Source organism: Micromonospora sp. NPDC005553, from assembly GCF_042871765.1.
Lineage (GTDB): Bacteria > Actinomycetota > Actinomycetes > Mycobacteriales > Micromonosporaceae > Micromonospora.
Map to the genome: position 1 here is coordinate 68,663 of NZ_JBIAJD010000006.1, position 23,629 is coordinate 92,291.

Here is a 23,629-nt window from a genome sequence, read left to right on the forward strand (position 1 = left end):
GTGGGTCCGGAGGACAACTTCTTCGCCCTGGGTGGGGACTCGCTGCACGTGATCCGGGTGGTGGACCGGGCCCGTAAGGCAGGTGTGGTGATCACGCCCGCGCAGTTCATCGCGTACCCCACCATCGCCGCGCTCGCCTCGGTCGCGACCGCCGCGCAGACGCCGGCCGACAAGGCGCGGGAGGTCCTCGCCGGGATCTGGCGGGAGGTGCTGCGGGTGCCGTCGGTGGGTCCGGAGGACAACTTCTTCGCCCTGGGTGGGGACTCGCTGCACGTGATCCGGGTGGTGGACCGGGCCCGTAAGGCAGGTGTGGTGATCACCCCCGCGCAGTTCATCGCGCACCCCACCGTCGCCGGCCTCGCGTCGGTGGCCGGTGGGCAGACCACCGCCGGTGCGGGTGGTGACGGAGGCCGGCGTACGGACCCCGGTGTGGTCCCGCTCGTCGCGTCGCACGTGGCCTTCGCCGAGCGGAACTTCGCCGACCCGCACAAGTACACGCACATCTTCATGTTCGATGCGCTGCGGGCACTCGACCCGGCGCTGGTGGAGCGGGCCGTGGCGGCGGTGATCACCCATCACGACTCGCTGCGGATCAGCTTCCCCCGACCCGGGGGCCGGTTGTCGGTCCGGGTCAACGAGCCCTACCAGCCCACGCCGTTCACCAGCGTGGACCTGTCCGCCCTCGACCCGGCGGACCAGGAGGTCGCCTTCCAGCGCCTCGACCGCACCCTGCACCGCAAGCTCGACATCGAGAACGGGCCGCTGCTCCAGGTCGCCCTGGTCCGCTTCGGGGCCGACCGTCCCGATCTGCTCGTGGTGATCGTCCACCACCAGTTGATGGACAACAGCTCCTGGGACGTCCTGATGGCAGATCTTCAGACCGCGTACCAGGCGGTGGAGGCCGGCGAGGAGCCGCGCCTGCCGCTGCCGACGGCGTCGTTCGCCGAGTGGTCCCGCAACCTGGACGCGCTCGCCCGTGGCACGGAGTTGACCGAGGACATCGCGTACTGGACGGCGCTGGCCAAGGAACCCGTCCCGACCTGGCCGCTGGACCACCTCGACGGAGACGACTGCATGTCGTCGGAGGAGACGGTGGTGGTCGGGCTCGACGCTGAGGAGACCGCCGCGCTGCGCCGGCTGGTGCCGCAGGAGTACGGCCTGAGCGTCAACGACGCGCTGCTGGCCGCCACCCTCCAGGGCTTCACCGACTGGTCCGGTCAGTCGTCGATCCTGGTCGACCTCGTCGCCCGGGGTCGGGAGATGGGCGGTCAGGACCTCGACCTGTCCCGTGCCATCGGCCGGTTCTCGATGACCTCACCCCGGCTCGTCCGCCGACCTGAGAAGCCCGGCCCGAGAGCACTGCTGGAGTCGGTCCGTGAGCAGATCGAGGCGGTGCCCCGGCGCGGCCTCGCCTTCGGCCTGCTGCGCTACCTCGGCGGGCATCCGGCGGTGGCGGACGCGCTCGCCCCGCTCGGCAAGCCGGACATCCTGCTCAACAACTGGGGCGAGTTCGCCCACGAGCCCGAGGAGTCGCCGCTGCTCGGGCCGGCCATGGACGACTCCTGGCCGATGCCGAAGCTGCAACGCATGCACCGGCTCCAGGTGTTCGCGCGGTTCGCCAACGGCGAGCTCAGCCTGCACCTGAAGTACAGCAAGAACCTCAACGAGCGGACGAGCATCGAGCGGCTCGCCGCCCTGACCCTGGCCGCCCTCCGGTCGTTCGTCCGGCCGGACGCCGACTGACCCGGACCACGACCCGACGTACGCGGAAGGACTCCGACATGGACCACGTGAAAGAGAGCTGCCTGTTCCCGGAGCGCAACCGGGTGGCCTGCATCGAGGCCACCTCGCCCGGCATCTCGCCGGCGCAATGGGCCACCGAGCACCTCGACCTGATCAACAACCGACTGGACAGCCACGGCGCCGTCCTGCTGCGCGGGTTCGACGCCCCGGACGCGCCGGCCTTCTCCGCGTTCGTCAAAGTCTTCGGCGAGGAGATGGCCGAGTACACCTACCGGTCCACGCCGCGCAGCAAGGTCGGCGACGTGTACACCTCCACCGAGTACCCGGCCACCGAGGTCATCCCGCTGCACAACGAGATGGCGTACACCAGCGTGTGGCCTCGGCGGTTGTTCTTCTACTCGAACATCCCGGCCCAGACCGGCGGGGAGACTCCGCTCGCCGACAGCCACGCCGTCTGGCAGCGCATCCCCGCCGAGGTGCGCGAGCGCTTCGAGCGGCACGGTGTGCGGTACGTGCGCAACTACCGGGTCGGTCTCGGGGTGTCCTGGCAGGAGACGTTCCCCGGGATGGACCGGGAGGCAGTGCAGGAGTTCTGCCGCGAGCGGGGCATCACCTACGAGTGGTTCGACGACGGCGCGCTGCGGACCACCGAGACCTGCCAGGCCGTCACCGTGCACCCGGTGTCCGGGCGGACGGTCTGGATGAACCAGGCCCACCTGTTCCACGTCTCCAACCTGCCCGAGGCCACCCGGGAGGCGCTGCTGGAACTGCTGGCCGAGGAGGACCTGCCGCGTAACGCGTACCTCGGTGACGGCAGCCCGATCACCGACGCCGACCTCGCGGCGATCCGCGCCGCGTTCGACGCGGAGTCCCTGGCCTTCCCCTGGCAGCAGGGTGACCTGCTGGTCGTCGACAACATGGCGATGGCGCACGGCCGGTCCAGCTTCACCGGGCCGCGCAAGACGTTGGTGGCGATGACCGGGTCGTACGGCAGTCGGGAGGCGGCGTGAGCGGCCTCGCCGAGAAGATCGCCTTCCTGGAGTCGCACGGGGTGGCCGAGTTGGCGCACTCGGAGGCCAACCTGCTGGCGCACCTGCGCGGCGTGCACGACCTGCTGGCCCAGTGGGGGTCGCGGCAGGAGCTGTGCGACGCGGGGTTGTTCCACTCGGTGTACGGCACGGAGATCTTCCCGACCGGCGCGATCCCGCACGAGCTGCGGCCCGCCGTGCGGGAGCTGATCGGTGCCGAGGCGGAGACGCTGGCGTACCTGTTCGGCACCGTCACCCGCAGCGCCCTCTTCGACGCCGCCTTCGACGGCCCGCCGTTCCTGCTCGAGGACCGCTCGGGCGGTTGCGTCGGTGTCAGCGCCGGCCAGTACGCCGACCTCGCCGCCCTGACGGTGGCGAACTGGCTGGAGCAACGTCCCCGGTTCGCCGAGTCAAGCAAGTTCAGCCGCGCCCGCGAGTTCGACGCCATGCGCCGCTATCTGCCGGACAGTGTCCGTACCGCCCTGGAGCGCGCCTACGGGTTCGCTCCGCTCGCCCTCGCTGGAAACGAGTAGACGCACCGTGTCGACAATCACCACACCGGCCCGCCCGAGTGCCGAACAGGACGCGGGAGTGCTGTCCCGGCTCTTCGTCCAATGGCCTTCGATCCTGGTGAAGGCGTCCCTGCGCCGACCACTGAAGCTGTCGGACAGCCTGACGCCGCCCCGGTACGACCACCTGGAGCGGGTGACCCCGGTCTTCGAGCGTGCCTGGGCAGCCCGGCGGGACCAACCGGACGGGCTGCGCCGCGCCCTCTACCAGACCTACCGTAGGCGGTTCTGGTGGGCGGGCCTGATCTTCCTGGCCTACCAGACCTGCGCGACCGTCGGGCCGCTGCTGGTGCGGGAGCTGATCGCCTGGTTCGAGGGCGACGGCCGGGGCCCGGTGGTGGAGGGTCTGCTGATCGCCGCCGGCCTGGCCGGCTTCTACGTCCTGGACGCGTTGAGCCACAAGCACCAGTGGTCCGAGGTGTGGAAGACCGCGCACTCGATCACCGCGCTGCTGCGGACCGAGATCCTGCGCAAGTACCTGCGGATGGACCGCGGCGCGCGACTGGCCCACCCCTCCGGGGAGGTCATCACCCTCGCCTCGTCCGACGCCCGGAGGGTCGGGCGGGTCGCGTTCACGCACATGGCGTGGGCGGTGCCGCTGGGCATCGCCGGCTCCTGCGTGGTCCTGTGGGTGCTGCTGGGCTGGGCGGCGCTGGTGGGCATCGTCATCCTCATCGCCGGCCTGTGGCTGTCGCACGTGGCCAACGAGAGGGTCTTCGCGCTGGTGCCGGCGATCCGGGACGCGAACGGCGTCCGGATCGGGCTGGTCGGCGAGTACCTGGGGGCCATGCGGACGCTGCGCACCCACGGCTGGGAGGACGTCGCCGAGCGGGCTGTCGGCCGGGAACGCGCGACGCTCAACGCGTTGCTGGTCCGCCGGCAGAAGCGCCTCGCCACGCTCTACCTGGTGAACGCCGCCGCGCCGGTGCTGATGGTGATGGCCACACTGGTCACGTACGCGGCGCTCGGCAACGAACTGAAGGCGGCGGACGTGTTCGCGGCGATCGCCGTGCTCACCGTCCTCCGGTCCCAACTGCCCGAGCTGGTGCGCTACCTGGACATGCGCAACGAGTGGCGGGTGGCGTTCGGGAAGGTGACGACCTTCCTGCGGGCCGCGGACACCGCCGAGGCGTCGACCGATGACGACGCGCCGGCCGGGGCGGTCGACCTCGACGGCGCGTCGTTCACCTGGCCCGGGGCCGACGCGGACGCCCGGCCGGTCCTGACCGGCGTCGACCTGCGGGTCGCGCCCGGTGAGTTGATCTGCGTGCTGGGCCGGGTCGGCAGCGGCAAGTCCGCGCTGCTCGCGGCGCTGGCCGGGGCGCTGCCGACGGTCGCGGGTACCGCCCAGGTCGGCGGCAGCGCCGTCTACCTGCCGCAGCGTCCCTGGATCATGCAGGGCAGCGTCGTCGACAACATCCGCTGCTTCTCGCCCGACGATCCGGACCGGTACGCGGCGGTCGTCCGCGCCACCGCCCTGGAGGCGGACCTGGCGGCGATGCCGGCCCGCGACGGCACGGCCATCGGCGAGCGGGGCGTGAACCTCTCCGGCGGGCAACGGCAGCGCATCGCCTTGGCCCGCGCCGCCTACGAGGACGCCGACGTCTACCTCTTCGATGACCCGACCAGCGCCGTCGACGACGCGGTCGCCGGCACCATCCTGGAGGCGCTGTTCGACGGGGTGCTCGCCGGGCGTACCCGGATCGTTGCCACCCACCGCCTCGACGTGGCCCGACGGGCCGACCGGGTGGTGGTCCTCGACGGCGGCCGGGTGGTCGCGGCGGGCCGGTTCGCCGACGTCGCCGCGCAGATGCCCGACCTGCTGCCGGCCATGGCCGCCGAGGCCGCGACGCCGTCCGACCCGGACGGCGCCGCGCTGGACGAGGTGGCCGAGGAGATGGCCGCCGAGGAGGAGGAGGAGACGGTCCGCGCCGGTAAGGTCGGTTCCGCCACCTACCGCCGTTACCTGCAGGTGCTGACCCCGGGCCTCCTCGCTGTCGTTCTGCTCGGTCTGGCCGTCGGCGGGCAGGCCGTCCTGGGCGGCTCGTCGTTCTGGCTCGGCCACTGGACCGAGCACGCCGGGCAGGACACGCTGTACTACGCGGGCGTGTTCGCCGCCATCGGTCTGCTGGCGCTCGTGCTGGATCGCGGGCTGTTCAGCTTCGCCTTCGCCCGGGGTGTGTCCGCCGGCCAGAACCTGCACGGGTCGATGCTTAACCGGGTCTTCCGGGCCCCGCTGTCGTTCTTCGACCGCAACTCCTCCGGACGCGTCCTGGCGCGGTTCTCCGGTGACATGGAGACCATCGACCTGGAGTTGCCGGAGACCACCATGGACACCCTCCGGGTCGCCGTCGGCCTGGTCGTGCCGTTGGCGGCGCTGGCCTTCACCAGTCCGCTGATGCTGGTGGCCGCCCCGCTGCTGCTGGTGGTCTACCTACGCTGGCAGCGGCTCACCCGGGCCAGCACGGTCGAGGCGTCCCGGCTGTCGAAGCAGGCGAACGAGCCGATGCTCGCGCTGCTCAACGAGGCCGTCGACGGGGTCACCTCGATCGAGGGCCGGAGCAGCCGGGTACGCGGCTACCAGGCCGCGTTCGGTGAGCGGGTCCGCGTCGCGCACCACGCCGACTACACGGTCAACGCGCTGTCGCGGCACTTCAACCTGAAGCTCGACATGCTCGGCGCGGTCGTCCTGCTGACGTACGGGGTGCTGATCGTCGCCGTGGGCGGGATCGGCGCCGGGCTCGCCGGTGTCGGGATCAGCTTCGTGTACGCGCTGATGGAGGCGCTGGCCATGAGCCTGATGACGGTGCAGATGATGGACCTGTCGCTGGCGAGCTTCGAACGTGTCGACGACTACACCCGGCTGCCGGTCGAGCCGACCGACGGGCGACCGGCCCCGGCCGGCTGGCCCACCGCCGGCGAGGTCCACTTCGAGAACGTCACTCTGCGCTATTCCGAGGGTGGCCCGGCCGCGCTGAACGGCGTGTCGTTCGACGCCCCGGCGGGCAGCAAGATCGGCATCGTCGGCCGGACCGGCAGCGGCAAGTCCAGCCTGTTCACCGCGCTGCTGCGGTTCGTGCCAGCCGAGCAGGGGCGAATCCTCATCGACGGGGTGGACACCGCCACGCTGCGGCTGGCCGACCTGCGGGCCGCCGTCGAGGTGGTACCGCAGGATCCGGTGCTGCTGCCCGGCACCCTGCGGGACAACATCGACCCGACCGGTGCGTACCCCGACGCGGAGGTCACCGCCGTCCTCACCAAGGTGGGTCTCGCCGACCGGCTGCTCGGCGTGGACGGTGGCGGTCTCGACGCGGTCCTGTCCGCCGGCGGCGGACAGCTCAGCGCCGGTGAACGACAGCTGCTCTGCCTGGCCCGGGCGTTGCTGCGGGACGCGAAGCTGGTCCTCATCGACGAGGCCACGTCGAGCCTCGACGCCGAGACCGATGCCCGCATCCAGCGGCTGCTGGCGGTGGACCTCGCCGACGCGACGGTGCTCACCATCGCCCACCGCCGGGAGACCCTGGCCGGCGCCGACCGGGTGGTGACGCTCGACGGTGGGCTGGTGGCCCGGGTGACCGACAGCGATCCGGCCGGGGTGCTGGCCGGGGCGACGAACCCGGTCGGGCAGCGCGCCGGCCAGTCGAGTCTCGGGGAGCCGGTGCAGTGACCGGGTCGCGTGCGATGGCCGCGGAGGCGGACGCGCTCGCCCACTGGCGGGCCGGGCTGGCCGGCGTACCCACAGTGGACCTGGTCACCGACCGGGTCCGCCCGGCCCGTCGACGCCAGCACACCGACCGGGTGACGCTCACCGTCGGCGCGGACACCACCCGACGGCTGCACGCGGTGAGCGCGGCGGTGGGAGTCGCGCCCTCCGTGCCGTTGCTCGCCGTGGGGCAGGTGGTGCTGGGCCGGCACGCCGGCACCCGGGACCTGGCCACCGCGACGCCGCTGGACGACGCCCTGGTGCCGTTGCGCGGCCGGTGGGACGACGACCCGTCGGCCGCCGACCTGTTCGCGCGGGTCGACGCCGGGTTGCGGGCGGCCCTGCCGTACACCGGCGTCCCGCTGCACCGGGTGGCCGAGGCGCTCGGCCTACCCCACGACCCGAGCCGTGCCGCGCTCTGCCCGGTCGTGCTGGGGGTGGGAGCGGCCCCCGCCAGCACCGGGGCGGTGCCGCCCGACCTGAGCGTGCTCTGGGACGAGCCGGGACCCGACGGGGTGTCCGGCGTCCTCGCCTACGACCCGGACCTGTTCGACAGCGCGACGATGCGCCGGTTCGCCGACCACTACCTGACGTTGCTCGACAACGCCCTGACCGACCCCGACGCGCCGATCTCCACCCTCGTGCACACGTCGGCGCAGGAGCGCGAGCTGATCGCCCGGTGGGGCACCGGCGGCGGTACGGCAGGTCCGCCGAGCGTGCCGGCGGCGTTCCTCAGCCAGGCCGAGGCGACACCGGACGCCGTCGCCCTGGAGTACGACGGCACCACCCTCACGTACGCCGAGGTGCGCGCCCAGGCGGATGCCCTGGCGACCGTCCTGACCGGACAGGGGGTCACCCCGGGCAGTGTCGTCGGCCTGGCGATGGGCTCGTCCGCGCAGCTCGTCGTGGCGATGCTCGCGGTGCTCGCCACCGGGGCGGCGTACCTGCCCCTGGACCCGTCCTACCCCGAGGCGCGGCGGGAGTTCATGCTGCGCGACAGCGGGGCGCGGCTGCTGCTCGCCGACGGTCCGGTGGCCGTCGTCGACGACCTGCCGGTGCTGCGCCTCGACCGGCTGGTGCTGCCCGCGGGACGGTCCGCGCCGACGTGGCCGCCGACGTACCCGAACCAGCGGGCCTGCGTCCTCTACACCTCCGGGTCGACAGGGCGGCCGAAGGGGGTCGAGACCACCCACGGCGGGATCGTCCGGCTGGTTCACCGCGCCGACTACTTCCCCGTCGGGCCCGCCGACGCGGTCGCCCAGGCGGCCAACGTGTCGTTCGACGCGGCGAGCTTCGAGGTGTGGGGTGCGCTGCTCAACGGCGCGCGCCTGGTGGGCATCCCCAAGGACGACGTGCTCACGCCGTCCCGGCTGGGTCATCGACTCGCCGAGCACGGCGTCACGGTGCTGATGCTCACCACCGCCCTGTTCCACAGGTGCGTGGACGCCGACCCGGCGATGTTCGCCCCGCTGCGCGCCCTTTACTTCGGCGGCGAGCCGGCCGACGCCCGCCGGGTCGCCACGCTTGCCGCCGCCCTGCCGGGCCTGCGTCTCGTCAACGGGTACGGCCCGACCGAGTGCACCACGTTCTCCAGCACCTGGGACGTGACCGACCTGCCCGGCGACGCGGCGCGGACCCCGATCGGCCGACCGATCGGCGGGGAGCTGCTCTACGTCCTCGACGACCACGGCCGGCTGACCGGCATCGGCGCACCGGGGGAGCTGTTCATCGGCGGCGCCGGTCTCGCGCACGGGTACGTCGGCCGGCCCGACCTGACCGCCGAGCGGTTCGTGCCGAGCCCCTTCGAGCCCGGCGCCCGCGTCTACCGCACTGGTGACGTGGTGCGGTGGCGCGAGGACGGTCAACTGGAGTGCCTGGGTCGGGCCGACCAGCAGGTCAAGATCCGCGGTGTCCGGATCGAGCCGGACGAGATCGCCAGCACCCTCACCACCTGCCCGGGCGTCCGGGCGGCCGCCGTCACCGTGCACGGGGACGGCGACGAACGTCGGCTCGTCGCCTACGTCGTCCCGGACGACGCTCCGGTCCCGGCGAGTGAGCTGCGGGCCCACCTCGCCGCCCGGCTGCCCGAGGCGATGGTGCCGACCTGGTACGTGCCGCTGGCGGCGTTGCCGGTCACCCCGAACGGCAAGGTGGACCGCGAAGCGTTGCCCGCGCCCGACGCGCACCACGGCGTCCGGGCCGCCGACGGCGTGCCGCCCAGCGGCCCGATCGAGGAACTGGTCGCACGGACCTGGCAGGACCTGCTCGGCGTGCCGGTGGTGTCCGCCGCCGACGACTTCTTCGCCCTCGGCGGCCACTCGCTGCTCGCGGCGCAGATGGTGGCGCGGATCGCCGCCGCCGCCGGCGTGCGGCTGGGCGTCCGCGCCGCCTTCGAGGCGCCCACCGTCGCCGCGCTCGCGGCACGCGTCGCCGACGCCGGCCCGGACGACGCCCGCCCGCCGGTGCCGGCCGCCGGCCCCGGGCCGCACCCCCTGTCGTACGCCCAGCAGCGGCTGTGGTTCCTCGACCGGCTCGACGCCGGTCAGGCGGTCTACTCGGTGCCGCTCGTGCTCACAGTGGACGGTCCGCTCGACGTCGACGCCCTCGACGCCGGCCTGCGTGGGCTGGTGACGCGGCACGCGGCGCTGCGAACCCGGCTGGTGACGATCGACGGCGAGCCCCGGCAGGTCGTGGACGACGAGCCAGCGGTCGTCCTCACAGTGGACGACCTGCGTGACCGGGCCGACCGTGACGAGCAGGCCGACGCCCTCCTGCGCGACGCCGCCGCCCGACCCTTCGACCTCGCCACCGGGCCGCTGGCCCGCTGGCACCTGGTTCGGCTGACCGACGAGCACGCGATGCTCCTGATGACGTTGCACCACGCGGTCTGTGACGGCTGGTCGATCGGCGTGCTGATCCGTGACCTCGGCGCGTTCTACGCCGCCCGGACCATCGGCGCGCCCGCACCGGTCCCGCTCACCGTCGAGTACGTCGACTACACCCTGTGGCAGCGCGCGCTGCTGGCCGGCGACGCGCGGACGACCCAGCTCGCGTACTGGGTGGACCAGCTGGCAGATGCGCCCGTGGCACTGGACCTCCCGACCGACCGTCCCCGCCCGGCCACCGCCCGACACCGGGGAGAGACGTTCGACGTACGGTTGCCCGCCGCCCTGGTCGAACGCCTCGACGCGGTGGGACGGCGGCACGGCGTCACCCGGTTCATGGTGCTGCTCGCCGCGTTCCAGCTGGTGCTGGGCCGGTATGCGGACGTCCGCGACGTCAGTGTCGGCAGCCCGGTGTCCGGGCGCACCCGCTCCGAGTTCGACGACCTGGTGGGTTTCTTCGTCAACACCGTCGTGCTGCGGACCCGTTGGCAGGACACCGAGACCTTCGTCGACGTGCTGGCCCGGGCGCGGGACGCGGTGCTCGGCGCGTACGAGCACCAGGACGTCCCGTTCGAGCAGGTCGTCGAGGCGGTCCGGCCACCACGCGACCTCAGTCGTACCCCGCTGTTCCAGGTCATGCTGTCGGCACAGAACCTGCCCGAGCGGACCGACGCGGTACCCGGTCTGTCGGTCGGGGTGACCGAGCCACCCGGCCGGGTGGCGAAGTTCGACCTCACGGTGGCCTGGGACGAGGTGCCCAGCGCCACGGGCGAGCTGCGCGGCACCGTGGAGTACGACGTCGACCTGTTCGACAGGGACACCGCCGAGCGGCTGGCGCACAGTTACCGGACTCTGCTGGAGTCGGCGCTGAGCGCCCCGGACGCTCCGGTGTCCACTCTGGACCTGTTGCCCGGCCCCGAGCCGGTCCCGTCGGTCGGTGGGTCTACCGACGCGCCGACCGCGTCGACTCTGCACGGCCTGGTCGCCGCCGCCGCGGCGCGCTGGCAGCAGCGCCCGGCGCTGGTGCAGGGCGACCGGCAGGTCAGCCACGCGGAGCTGGACAGCCGTGCCGCCGCTGTGCACGCCCACCTGACCGCCCGGGGTGTACGCCCCGGTGACACCATCGCCGTCCTGTTGGAGCGCAGCCCCGACTGGCCGGCGGCGCTGCTCGGCGTCCTGCGCGCCGGGGCCGCGTACGTGCCACTGGACCCGGCGATCCCGCCGAGGCGGTTGGCGCACGTCCTCGCCGACTCGTCGGCGGTGCTGCTGCTCGGCTCCCGCGAGACCCGCCCGCCCGCCGTCGACCTGCCGTTCGTCGCGATCGAGGACGCGGTGCTCGCCGCCCCGGCCGCCGTCGGCCCGCCGGTGCACCCGTCGGCGACGGCGTACGTGCTCTACACCTCGGGCACCACCGGGCAACCCAAGGGCGTCCGCGTCAGCCACGGCAACCTGGTGCACAGCCTGGAGGCGGTGGCCGGGCACTACGCGCTCACCCACGCCGACCGGGTGCTCCAGTTCGCCGCGCTCGGCTTCGACGTGGCCGTCGAGGAGCTGTTCGGGACGCTGATCCGGGGCGGGACCGTGGTGTTGCCGCCGGCCGGGCCGGTGCCCGGTCTCGACGAGTTGACCGCACTGGCCCGCCGGGAGCGACTAACAGTGCTCAACCTGCCGGCGTCGTACTGGCACGAGTGGGTGGCGGCGCTGGACCGTCACCCGCCCGCCTCCTGTCCGGAGCTGCGGCTCGTCGTGGTCGGCAGCGAGCGGGTCGACGCGGGACGGCTCGCCCAGTGGCGCGCCGCCGCGCCGGAGGTGCGCTGGCTCAACGCGTACGGTCCGACCGAGGCCACCATCACCGCCACAGTGCACGAGCCGGGCGGCGACCGGGAGCCGGTCACCGGCAGCGTCCCGGTGGGACTGCCGCTGCCGGGGGTGCGGGCGTACGTCCTCGATCGTGGACTGCGGCCGGTGCCGCGCGGGGTCCCGGGGGACCTGTGGCTCGGCGGACCGGGGGTGGCGCAGGGCTACGTCGGGGACCCGGCCCGCACCGCCGTCAGCTTCCTGCCCGACCCGTGGGGCCCGCCCGGCGACCGCATGTACGGCACCCGGGACCGGGTCCGCCTCGGTGTCGCTGGGGTGCTCGAGTTCCTCGGCCGGGAGGACGACCAGGTCAAGGTGCGCGGCTTCCGGATCGAGCTGGGCGAGATCGAGGCGGCGCTCGGCGCCCACCCCGCGGTCGGGGAGGCGGCGGCGGTGCTGCGCGAGGACGTGCCGGGCCGACCCACGCTGGTCGGTTACGTGACGCCCGGCGACGTGGACGTGGCGCTGCTGCGCGCGCACCTGGCCGACCGGCTGCCCGGGTACATGGTGCCGGCCACGATCGTCACGCTGGACCGGCTGCCACGCAGCGAGCGCGGCAAGGTCGACCGGGCCGCCCTCGCGCCGCCCGCCGCCCCGACCCCTGCCGGGGTGGGTGTGCCCGGCAGCGAGTTGGAGCGCGCGGTGGCGGCGATCTGGCGCGACGTGCTGGTGGTCGACGAGGTGGGCGTCGACGACAACTTCTTCGACATCGGTGGGCACTCGCTGCTCGTGATGCGGGTGCAGACGCACCTGTCCGAGCGGCTGGGACGCACGGTGCCGGTGGTGGAGCTGTTCCGCCACCCCACAGTGCGGGCACTCGCCCGGCACCTGGCGTCCGGGGACCGGACGCCGGCGATGTCCGCCGCGCACCACCGCGCCGAGACACGCGCCGCCATCCAACGGGCGCGCACACCGCGACGTCGGCCGGGCCGGCATCACGACAGGGGGGACGCATGATGACCGAGGAACGTACGCTGCCCGACACCGCCATCGCCGTCGTCGGAATGGCGCTCCGGGTTCCCGGGGCCGCCACCCTCGACGCCTTCTGGAGCAACCTGCGCGACGGGGTCGAATCGCTCACCACCCTCGACGACGCCGACCTGATCGCCGACGGCGTCGCACCCGAGGAGTTCAACCACCCCGACTACGTCCGTGCCCTCGGCGTCCTCGACGACCCGGCCGGCTTCGACGCCCGCTTCTTCGGGTTCTCGGTCCGTGAGGCGCAGCTGCTCGACCCGCAGCACCGGATCTTCCTGGAGTGCGCCTGGGAGGCGTTGGAGCACGCCGGTCACCCGTTCGACTCCACGACACCGGTGACAGGCGTCTACGCCGGGGTGGGGGAGAGCTCGTACCTGCTGCATAATCTGCTGCCCAACGCGGACCTGGTGGCCCGGGTCGGGGCGTTCCAGACCTCCATCGGCAACGACAAGGACTTCCTGCCGACCCGGGTGTCCTACAAGGTCAACCTGCGGGGCCCCAGCATCAGCGTGCAGACCGGCTGCTCCACCTCCCTGGTCGCCGTGCACATGGCCGCGCAGGCGCTGCTTGCCGGCGAGTGCGACGTCGCGCTGGCCGGCGGCGCGACGGTCATCGCCCGCCGCCGTGGCTACCGGCACACCCAGGGCGGCATCCTCTCCGCCGACGGTCACTGCCGGGCGTTCGACGCCGAGGCGACCGGCGCGGTGGCCGGCAGCGGCGCCGGCGTCGTCGTGCTCAAGCGGCTCGCCGACGCGATGACGGACGGCGACCTGGTGCACGCCGTGATCCGAGGCTCGGCAGTGAACAACGACGGCGACCGCAAGGTCGGCTTCACCGCCCCGAGCGTGGACGGGCAGGCCGACGTCATCGCCGAGGCGCTCGCCGTCGCCGGGGTCGACCCCGGCACGATCGGTTACGTCGAGGCGCACGGCACCGGCACCCGGCTCGGTGACCCGATCGAGGTGGCCGCGTTGACGAGCGCCTTCGGTGACCTGCCGCCGGGCCGCATCGGGCTCGGCTCGGTCAAGACGAACGTCGGGCACCTCGACACCGCCGCCGGGGTCGTCGGTCTGATCAAGACGGTGCTGGCGCTGCGGGCCGGCGAGATCCCGCCGTCGCTGCACTTCCGCACCGCCAACCCCGAGCTGGGTCTGGACGCGAGTCCCTTCCACGTCGTCGCGGCCCGCACCCCGTGGCCGGGCGGGGTGCGCCGTGCCGGAGTCAGCTCGTTCGGCATCGGTGGCACCAACGCGCACGTCGTCGTGGAGGAGGCCCCGACCCGCGTGGCGGGCCAGGAGAGCCGCCGGCGGCACGTGCTGCCCCTGTCCGCCGCCACACCCACCGCCCTCGACACGGCTGCCGAGCGGCTCGCCGCGCACCTGAGCGCCCACCCGGACACACCGCTGGCCGAGGTGGCGTACACCCTGCAACGCGGCCGGCGGACGCTGCCGTACCGCCGGACGGTCGTCGGCGGCAGCCCCGCCGAGGTGGTCGAGGTGTTGCGGCGAGCGGCGACCCGGCCGGCCGAGACCGCCACCGACCGCGCGGTGCTGTTCACCTTCCCCGGTCAGGGCGCGCAGCGCACCGGCATGGCGCACGCCCTCTACCTCGCTGAGCCGGTGTTCCGCGCCGAGGTGGACCGGGCCGCGGACCTGCTGACGCCGTTGCTCGACACGGACATCCGGGACCTGCTGTTCCCCGCCGACGACCAGCGGGAGAGCGCTGCGGTACAGCTCCAGCAGACCCGGTACGCGCAGCCGGCGCTGTTCGTCGTCGAGTACGCGCTGGCGAAGCTCTGGGCGCACTGGGGCGTACGACCGGCGGGGCTGCTCGGACACAGTGTGGGTGAGCTGGTGGCCGCCTGCCTGGCCGGGGTGTTCGCACTGCCCGACGCGGTGCGCCTGGTCGCGGCACGCGGTCGGCTCATGCAGGCGGCGGAGCCGGGTGTGATGCTCGCGGTGCCGCTGGCCGAGGCCGAGCTGCTGCCGCTGCTCGACGATGTGCTGGACCTCGCCGCCGTCAACGGCCCCCGGCAGTGCACCGTCTCCGGGCCGCCCGAGGCCGTGGCGGCTCTCGAGGCCCGGCTGCGCGAGCGGGGGGTGGCCTCGACCCGGCTGGCCACCTCGCACGCGTTCCACTCCCGGTCGATGGCCGCCGCCGGGTCGGCGTTCGAGGCGGAGGTGGCCCAGGTGCCGCGCTCGGCGCCGGAGATCCCCTTCGTGTCGAACGTGACAGGTACCTGGATCACCGCCGAGTCGGCCACCAACCCCGCCTACTGGGCCCGGCAACTGCGGTCGACCGTCCGCTTCGGCGACGGCCTGGCGGCGCTGCGCGACGCCGACGCCGACGCCGTGGTGCTGGAGGTCGGCCCCGGGCGGGTGTTGACCCGCCTCGCCGGTGGATCGGCCGCCCGCGCGGTGGCGTCGCTGCCGTCGGCCGGCCGGGACGCCGACGCCGAGACGGAGCTTCTCACCGCCGCCGGTGCGCTGTGGCGGATGGGCGTCGCGATCGGGTGGGAGGCGCTGCACGGTGACGTGCCGCCCCGGCGGACGGTTCTGCCGGCCTACCCGTTCGAGCGGGAACGCTGCTGGGTCGATCCTCCCCGGGACGCGGTGACGAGCCGGGCGGGTGCCGACGGGCTCGTCGTGCGCGGCTACCGCCGGGCCGGCGGTGCCGGCCCGGCGACCACCGTGAGCGGTGCCTGGCTGGCAGTCGACGCCGGTCTGCCGGACGGCGTCGTCGACGAGCTACGCGCGGCGGGGGCCCGGGTGGTCGCCGCTGACCTCGATCCGGCCACCGGCGAGCTCCGCACATCGCTGTCGCCGCAGGAGCGGGTCAACGGTGTGCTGCTGGCGGCTCCACAGGGCGACCCGGCACCCACGCTCGCGGCCCTGGGTGACGCGCTCAGCAGGCGCGGCGACGCGTACGCCCGGGTGGTCGTCGTCACCGACGGCGCGCTCGACGTGACCGGCACCGAGACGCTGGTGCCGCCGCGCGGCGTGCTCGCCGGTTGGGCGACCGGCGGCGCGTCCGGCACCCGAACGCTGCTCGACGTGCTCCCGGCCACGACGCCGGTGGCCGCCCGCCGCCTCGCCGCCTCGGTGGTCCGGGAGGTCAGGTGCACAGACCCCGAGCCGGTGGTGGCCCTGCGTGGGGGGCACCGCTTCCTGCCGCACGTCACCGCGGCTCCGGCTGCCGCCCCCGAGCGGCACACCGGCGCCCGATACCAGCTCGCCGGCGACACGGTGGTCGGTGCCGCGTTCCGGCGGGCCCTCACCACCGCCGGTGCGAGCGTCGACGACCCGCTGGGTGCCGGTCAGCCCGGTCCGGTGACCGTGCTGGTGCCGGTGGACGCCCGCACGTCCGCCGACGAGGCCCTGGCCACGCTGGCCGCGGTGGGCGTCGGCGCGCGGGAGCCGGTCACCACCGTCGAGGTGCACCTGCTCGGCGGTACGCCGGACAACCCGCTCGCCGGCCACCTTGTCGCGCAGGCGGCGGCGCTCGGCCGGGAGTCCGACGCGGAGTGGGTGACCTACGGGTGGCCGGTGGCGGACCTGTCGGCCGTCGAACGGACAGCCGCCCGGGTGGTGGGCGCGGCGACCTCCACCGGGTACGTGGTGGTGACCGTGCTCGACGAGACCGAGGGCGGCACGGCGGAGGACCCCGCCGAGGTCCACGCGGTCGAGGACCCCACCGAGCGCGAGGTGGCGGCGATCTTCGCCGACCTGCTCGGCGAACGGGACGTCGCGCCCACCGTCGGCTTCTTCGAGCTGGGTGGGCACTCCCTGCTCGCAGCTCAGCTCGTCGCCCAGGTCGGCCGGGTGTGCGGGGCGGACGTCCCGCTGCGCGCCTTCGTCGCCGACCCGACGGTCCGTGGCCTCGCCGCCGCGGTACGCGCGGCCCGCGCCGAGGTCGGTGTCAGCGGCCCCGAGTCGTTGCCGGCCGTCGTGCCGGACCCGGCGTCGGCGCACCTGCCGTTCCCGCTGACCGATGTGCAACAGGCGTACTGGATCGGCCGCACCGGCGTGTTCGAGCTGGGCAACGTCGGCATGCACGGCTACGAGGAGTTCGACGTCCCCGAGCTGGACGTGTCGCGGTTGCAGCGGGCGCTGCGCCGGCTGATCCAGCGGCACGGGTCGCTGCGTACCGTCGTGCTGCCGCACGGCGAGCAGCAGGTCCTCGACGAGGTACCGGACTACGTCGTCGTCACCGAGGACATGCGGGGTCGCCCGGCCGCCGAGGTGGACGCGAGCTTCGAGCGGACCCGCGCCGCCATGTCGCACCAGGTGTTCGTGCCGGACCGGTGGCCGCTGTTCGAACTGCGCGCCACACTGCTCGACGAGGGTCGTGGGCGGGTGCACTACAGCATCGACGGCCTGATCACCGACGCCTGGGCGTCGAGCATCGTGATGCGTGAGTTGACACTGCTCTACCACGAGCCGGACGCGATCCTGCCCGAGCTGGAGTTGAGCTTCCGCGACTACGTGCTCGCCGCGCGGGCCGCGGAGTCGACCGAGCGGTACCAGCGCGCCGCCGCGTACTGGCAGGAGCGGGTGCCGACACTGGCCCTCGCCCCGGAGTTGCCGTTGGCGGCCGACCCGCACACCATCGCCGCGCCCCGCTTCGCCCGGCTCACCGGGCAGGTGCCGGCGGACGAGTGGGACGTCGTCAAGGCCGCCGCGTCCCGGCGCGGCCTCACTCCGACCGCACTGCTGCTGGCCGCGTACGGCGAGGTGGTCGCCACCTGGTCGAAGAACCAGCGGTTCAGTCTCAACCTGCCGATGGCGCACCGGTTGCCGCTGCACCCGCAGGTCGACGCGATCCTGGGTGACTTCACCTCGGTGACGCTGTTGGAGATCGACGCGGGCGGTGCGGCGTCGTTCGAGACCCGCGCCCGTACGATCCGGGACCAACTCCTCGCCGACCTCGACCACGGACTGTTCAGCGGCGTGCGGGTCGCGCGGGAGTTGAAGCGGGTACGCGGCGACGCCGCCGCCGTCATGCCAGTCGTGTTCACCAGTCTGTTCCAGGGCATCGGCGGGCACCCGCAGATCGGCGAGGTGGTCTATTCCATCTCGCAGACACCGCAGATCTGGATCGACACCCAGGTGTACGAGATGGACGGTGCCCTGGTGCTGGACATCGACGCCGTCGAGGGTCTCTTCCCCGAGGGCATGGTGGCTGCCATGCACGCGGCGACGCTGTCGGTGCTGCACTGGCTCGCCGTCGACGAGGCGCACTGGGCCGACCCGGTGCCGTCGCTGGTGCCCCGCGCGGAGCTGACCGCCCAGGCGGCGTACAACCGCACCGAGGCGCCGTTGCCGGTGGGCCTGCTGCACGAGCCGTTCTTCGCCACCGCCGCCCGGGTGCCCGAGCGCCCGGCCGTGATCACGCCGACGCGGACGCTCACCTACGGGGAGCTGGCGGACCGCGCCCGCACGATCGCCGCCCACCTCGTCGGTCTGCGGGTACGCCCCGACGACCTCGTCGCGGTCGTGATGGACAAGGGTTGGGAGCAGTGCGCCGCCGTCCTCGGTGTGCTCGCCGCCGGGGCCGCGTACCTGCCGATCGACCCGGACCTGCCGGACGAGCGGGTGCGTTTCCTGCTGACGCACGGCCGGGTGCGTGTGGTGCTGACCCAGGGGCGCCTGGCCGGCCCCGGGGCGCACCGGTTCGGCGACGTCGAGGTGTTGCGGGTGGACGAGCTGCGGGTGCTCCCGGCGGGCGCGCTGCCGGCGATCGACACCACGCCCCACAACCTCGCGTACGTCATCTTCACCTCCGGGTCCACCGGCCTGCCCAAGGGCGTGATGATCGAACACGAGGGTGCGTTGAACACCGTCGTCGACATCAACGAGCGCTTCCGGGTGGGCGAGGACGACCGGGTCCTGGCGCTGTCGTCGCTGAGCTTCGACCTGTCCGTGTACGACGTCTTCGGTCCGCTCGCCGTCGGCGGCGCGGTGGTGCTCCCGGAGGCGGCGGCACACCGGGATCCGGCCGCCTGGCTCGACCTGCTCACCAAGGCCAACGTGACGATCTGGAACTCGGTGCCGGCCCTCATGGAGCTGTTCGTCGAGCACCTCACGGTCCGGGAGGCCACCGGCGGCCTGCGACTGGTCATGCTCAGCGGTGACTGGATCCCGGTCGCCCTGCCGGACCGGATCCGGCAGACGCTCGACGGGCCCGAGGTGGTCAGCCTCGGTGGCGCGACGGAGGCGTCGATCTGGTCCATCCTCTACCCGATCGGGGCGGTCCCGGCGGAGTGGACGAGCATCCCGTACGGCCGGCCCATGGTGAACCAGACCTTCCACGTCCTCGACGACGCGTTGCGCCCCCGACCCACCGGGGTTCCCGGTCACCTGCACATCGGTGGTGTCGGCCTGGCCCGCGGCTACCTGCACGACGAGGCGCGGACGGCGGCGAGCTTCGTCGTGGACCCGGCCACCGGAAGCCGTCTGTACCGCACCGGTGACCTCGGCCGGTTCCTGCCGAGCGGGGAGATCGAGTTCCTGGGCCGGGAGGACTTCCAGGTCAAGGTGCAGGGTTACCGCATCGAGCTGGGCGAGATCGAGACCGCCCTCGCCCAGCACCCCGAGGTGCGCGGCGCGGTGGTGGTGGCGCAGGGCGAGCCGCGTGGCGCGAAGCGTCTCGTCGCCTTCGTCGTCCCCCGGGTCGCCGGTGCCGTGCCGACGGACGTGCGCGAGTTCCTCGCGGGCAAGCTGCCGGGGTACATGGTGCCGGCGGCGTTCCACGAGATCGACGAGCTGCCGCTCACCGCCAACGGAAAGGTCGACAGGCGACCACTGGTGGAGTTGGCGGACGCGGTCGAGGCGGACGACGTGCCGTACGTGGCACCCCGCTCCACCCTGGAGGAGACCATCGCCGAGGTCTGGGCCGGCATCCTGCGGGTCGACCGGATCGGCGTGCACGACAACTTCTTCGCCCTCGGCGGTGACTCGTTGCTGGCGATGCGGGCCGTGGTGCACCTGCGCAAGGCGTTCGATGTGCAGGTGCCGATCCGGGTGCTGTTCGACAGTCCCACCCTGGAGGCCGCCGCGTTCGCCATCGAGGACCACCTGCTCAGTGAGCTGGAGGAGATGTCCGACGAGGAGGCCAGTGCCCTGCTGGCCGACGAGCCGACGTACTAGGAGAGCCGTTCCGTGAACCGCCTCACCACCCACGCGCCCGCCCGCGCCCAGGGCTGGCTGGCCGCCGGGCCGCGCCGCCGCGTCACCCCCGCCGTCCGACTGATCTGCCTGCCGTACGCCGGTGGTGGGTCCTCGGCGTACCACGGGTGGCAGGAGCTGCTCGGCGACGATGTCGAGGTCTGCCCGGTCGAGCTGCCCGGGCGGCAGTCCCGCTGGCGTGAGCCGGCGTACACCGGGGTGCGGCAGCTGGTGGAGGCCCTCGCCCCGGCGCTGGCCCCCGAGCTGGGGGTGCCCTACGCCCTGTTCGGGCACAGTATGGGGGCGTTGGTCTCCTTCGAGCTGGCTCGCGAACTGCGTCGCCGCGCGGTGCCGCCGCCCCGGGTCCTCTTCGCTGCCGGTGCCCTCGCGCCGGGGCTGCGGCGTACCTCGCCGAACATCCACGACCAACCGGACGCGGTGGTCGTCGAACGGCTGCGTGAGCTGGGCGGTCTGGACGAGGAGATCCTCGCCGAACCCGAACTGCTCGACCTGCTCCTGCCCGCCATCCGCGCCGACTTCGCGGTCTGCGAGACCTACGAGTACCGGCCGGAGCCGCCGTTGAGCTGCCCGATCGTCGCCTTCGCGGGGGACCGGGACCGGGAGGTGCCGCCGGATCGGGTCGCGCCGTGGCGGGAGCACACGTCGGCCGGGTCCACCCTGCACGTGCTGCCGGGAGGGCACTTCTTTCCGATGACGGCCCGGGACGCCCTGCTGGGCACCGTCCGGGCCACCCTCGCGGCGGGGAGTTAGACGGAGGGCGGGCCGGTCACCCGGCCCGCCCCACCCGGCATGGTCCGGCAGGCGAGTCGCGCGGCGGACGGGGTGGGGTGACTCCCCACACACCGGGAACGTCACACACCGCCGGGGTGTTGCCGACCGAGAGAATCACCCTCGGATCATCGCGCCACCCGGCCACCCCCGCCACGACCCCTGCCTCGTCACATCCACGCTGCCCACCGCCGGGCACCCACACTGGGACGCCGCGTCCGCGCGGCGCCGGTGACGCCCGCGCCGCCGCTCGTGACGACGCACCAGCTTCCGCAGAGAGATCGAGATGATGAAGCAGTTGGTGGACAAGACCGGACACGAATCAGCCGTCGCGCCAGAGGTGCTGCCCGGCGACCTGATGACCAACCGTCAGCGGGCGCAGCTCGTCCTGGTGCTGGGCGCCCTGATCGCGATCGGGCCGCTGACCATCGACATGTACCTGCCCGCGCTGCCGGCCATCACGGCCGGCCTGCAGACCACCGAGACCGCTGTGCAGTTGACGCTGACCGGCACGCTCGTCGGTCTCGCGTTGGGCCAGTTGCTGATCGGGCCGCTCTCCGACGTGGTCGGGCGACGGGTGCCGCTGCTGGCCGGTCTGGCCGCGCACATCGTGGCATCCGTGCTGTGCGTCTTCGCACCCAACATCGAGGTCCTCGGCGGGCTGCGCGTACTCCAGGGGCTCGGCGTCGCCGCCGCCACCGTGGTCGCGACGGCAGTGGTCCGCGACCTGTTCAGCGGTGCCTCCTTCGCCCGGATCTTCTCCCGGCTGATGCTCGTCATGGGCCTGGCGCCCATCCTCGCGCCGACGCTCGGCAGCGGCCTGCTGAGCTGGACCGACTGGCGGGGCGTCTTCGCGGCGCTGGCGGTGCTGGGCGCGCTGCTGATCGTCGTGGCCGCGTTCCGGCTCCCGGAGACCCTTCCGGTGGCGCGTCGGCGGCACGGCGGGGTGAGCGCCACCCTCCGCGACTATCGAGGGCTGCTCAACGACCGGGCGTTCGTCGGCCTGGTGCTGGTCGCCGGGCTGGCGATGGCCGCCCTGTTCGCGTACGTCTCGGGGTCGTCGTTCGTGCTCCAGCAGGAGTACGGCCTCGACGAGCAGCAGTTCGGCATCGCCTTCGGGGCCGGCGCGGTGGGCCTGATCGGGGCCACCCAGTTCAACGTGCGGCTGCTGCGCCGCTACACCCCGCAGCAGATCCTGGTCGGCGCCCTGATCGCCGGAACGGCAGCCGGACTGCTGCTGGTCATGTTCGCGGCGACCGGCATCGGTGGCCTGGGCACCCTGCTCGCGTCACTGTGGCTGGTCCTGGCCGCCGCCGGTCTCGCCCTGCCGAACGCGCCGGCACTGGCGATGAGCCGGCACAGCGAGGCCGCCGGCACCGCCGCAGCGCTGCTCGGCGCGGTGCAGTTCGGCATCGGTGCGTTGTCGGCGCCACTGGCCGGTCTGTTCGGCACCGGGAGCGTGCCGATGGCGATAGTCATCGCGGGCGGCATGGCCGCCGCGCTGATCGTCATGCTCCTCGTCGTGCCCCGCGCCGACCTCGGCACAGTCGACAGGGACCTGGCGATCGCGCTGCACTAGCCCGCAAGAGACGGAGGGCGGGCCGGTCACCCGGCCCGCCCCGGCGATCAGCGGATCTCGGTGGTGTCCTCGGGGCGCGGTTGGCCGCGCGGTGGGGCGGACCAGGGTGATTCGCCACCCACCCGGCGGGGCAGCGGCTCGGTCGATGTCGAGTCGGCCGGGTAACCCAGAGTGAGGGGCGCGGTGTCGCGCTCCGTGGGCGCGGGAGGCGTCCAGTCGGTCAACGTGAAGTCGTCGTCGCGGGGGCCTCCGTCCGACGCCGGGGTGGGTGCCACGGTCGGTTCGGTCGACGGGCTCGGCCACTGCCGCCAACGCTGTTGACTGAAGGTCGCCATCAGCAGCAGCAGGCCGAGCAGGAAGAGCGTGCCGTTCTCCACGGGCAGTCGCAGCGGCAGAGGATCGCCGAACACCTTCCACTCGTGCGGGATGGCGTCGCGCACCGAGAAGGGCGCCACGAACATCCCGATGTACGGGGTGACCAGCAGTGCACCGGCCACCAACGGGCCCAGTGGCGAGAAGCGCAGCGTGCCGAGCAGGCCCAGCAGGACACCGCCGACACCGAGGTACACGGCCGGCTCGATCAGGTTGGCGGTGTTGAACGTGCCGATCTCCACCCAGCGGTCGACCGTCCGGCTCGACCCGTCCTGCCCCAGTGTGACCAGCACCCAGGTGATGGGCGCCACCACCAGCCCGGCGAGGAAGCTCCAGAGATGTCGCATCCGCGCACCGTACCGTTTTCGACATGACTGAGCACCTCTCCGCCCCTCCAACCGGCAAGCCGACGTCGTACTCCCGCGTCACTCTCAGCAAGATCATGACCGCGGTGGACGTCAACCTGTACGGCACCGTGCACGGCGGGGTCCTGATGAAGTTCGTCGACGACGTGGCCGGGGCGGCTGCCGCCCGACACAGCGGAGGGACCGCGGTGACCGCGGCGATCGACGAGATCGTCTTCTCCGAGGCGGTCCGGGTCGGCGACCTGGTGCACGCGCACGCCCAGGTGAACTGGACCGGCCAGACCTCGATGGAGGTGGGCGTGCGGGTGGTCGCCGAGCGGTGGGACTCGGCCGAGGACGCGCCGGTCCGGGTCGCCACCGCGTACCTGGTGTTCGTCGGCGTGGACGTGGGTGGGGCGCCGCGGGCGGTCCGCCCGGTGCTGCCCGAGACGGCGGAGGACGAGCGCCGGTACAAGGAGGCGGAGATCCGCCGAGCGCACCGGCTGGCCCGCCGCCGCGCCATCCAGGCCCACCGCGCCGGCTGACCCACATGAGGTGGCGGGTCGCAGTGTGGGACGGGCACGCGTCGGTTGGCCCACCCGGTGCGCAGAATGGC

The 23,629-nt window shown here is 73.3% G+C and carries 10 protein-coding genes; 9 read left to right on the top strand and 1 reads right to left on the bottom strand.

What is annotated here, in order from left to right; genetic code table 11:
- From ACFYPG_RS24250 to ACFYPG_RS24285, 8 genes are all read left to right on the top strand, one after another.
- A partial coding sequence (locus tag ACFYPG_RS24250) for a condensation domain-containing protein (RefSeq protein WP_387353976.1) occupies window positions 1-1,743 on the top strand: 1,743 nt, incomplete at its 5' end.
- 38 nt (window positions 1,744-1,781) lie between these two features.
- Window positions 1,782-2,753, top strand: a complete 972-nt coding sequence (locus tag ACFYPG_RS24255; protein WP_355005615.1) for a TauD/TfdA family dioxygenase — start codon at window positions 1,782-1,784, stop codon at window positions 2,751-2,753.
- Entirely contained in the window at window positions 2,750-3,304 is a 555-nt protein-coding gene (locus ACFYPG_RS24260) for a DUF6817 domain-containing protein (protein WP_112582443.1), read from the top strand. The genes ACFYPG_RS24255 and ACFYPG_RS24260 overlap by 4 nt, the downstream gene beginning before the upstream one ends.
- 7 nt (window positions 3,305-3,311) lie before the next feature.
- Window positions 3,312-7,007 (top strand): ATP-binding cassette domain-containing protein, encoded by a 3,696-nt coding sequence (locus ACFYPG_RS24265; RefSeq protein WP_387353977.1) that lies wholly within the window; start codon window positions 3,312-3,314, stop codon window positions 7,005-7,007.
- Window positions 7,004-12,742 carry an amino acid adenylation domain-containing protein gene (locus tag ACFYPG_RS24270; RefSeq protein ID WP_387353978.1) on the top strand — a complete coding sequence of 1,913 codons (5,739 nt, stop codon included), beginning with the start codon at window positions 7,004-7,006 and terminating at the stop codon, window positions 12,740-12,742. Before ACFYPG_RS24265 ends, ACFYPG_RS24270 begins: the two co-directional genes overlap by 4 nt.
- A complete protein-coding gene (locus ACFYPG_RS24275) occupies window positions 12,742-19,911 on the top strand; it encodes an amino acid adenylation domain-containing protein (protein ID WP_387353979.1) in 7,170 nt (2,389 codons plus the stop codon). The genes ACFYPG_RS24270 and ACFYPG_RS24275 overlap by 1 nt, the downstream gene beginning before the upstream one ends.
- Window positions 19,912-19,923: 12 nt before the next feature.
- On the top strand, window positions 19,924-20,700 hold the full coding sequence (locus ACFYPG_RS24280; protein WP_355005610.1) for an alpha/beta fold hydrolase: 777 nt from the start codon (window positions 19,924-19,926) through the stop codon (window positions 20,698-20,700).
- A 304-nt stretch (window positions 20,701-21,004) separates the two neighbouring features.
- A complete protein-coding gene (locus ACFYPG_RS24285) occupies window positions 21,005-22,297 on the top strand; it encodes a multidrug effflux MFS transporter (RefSeq protein WP_355005609.1) in 1,293 nt (430 codons plus the stop codon).
- A gap of 47 nt (window positions 22,298-22,344) precedes the next feature.
- Here the strand turns inward: ACFYPG_RS24285 and ACFYPG_RS24290 are convergent, their stop codons facing one another.
- Window positions 22,345-23,016 carry a hypothetical protein gene (locus ACFYPG_RS24290; protein WP_387353980.1) on the bottom strand — a complete coding sequence of 224 codons (672 nt, stop codon included), beginning with the start codon at window positions 23,014-23,016 and terminating at the stop codon, window positions 22,345-22,347.
- 23 nt (window positions 23,017-23,039) lie between these two features.
- Between ACFYPG_RS24290 and ACFYPG_RS24295 the strand changes: the two genes are divergently transcribed.
- Complete coding sequence (locus ACFYPG_RS24295) at window positions 23,040-23,558, top strand: hotdog domain-containing protein (protein WP_203125586.1); 519 nt, start codon at window positions 23,040-23,042, stop codon at window positions 23,556-23,558.
- The last annotated feature ends 71 nt before the right edge of the window (window positions 23,559-23,629 follow it).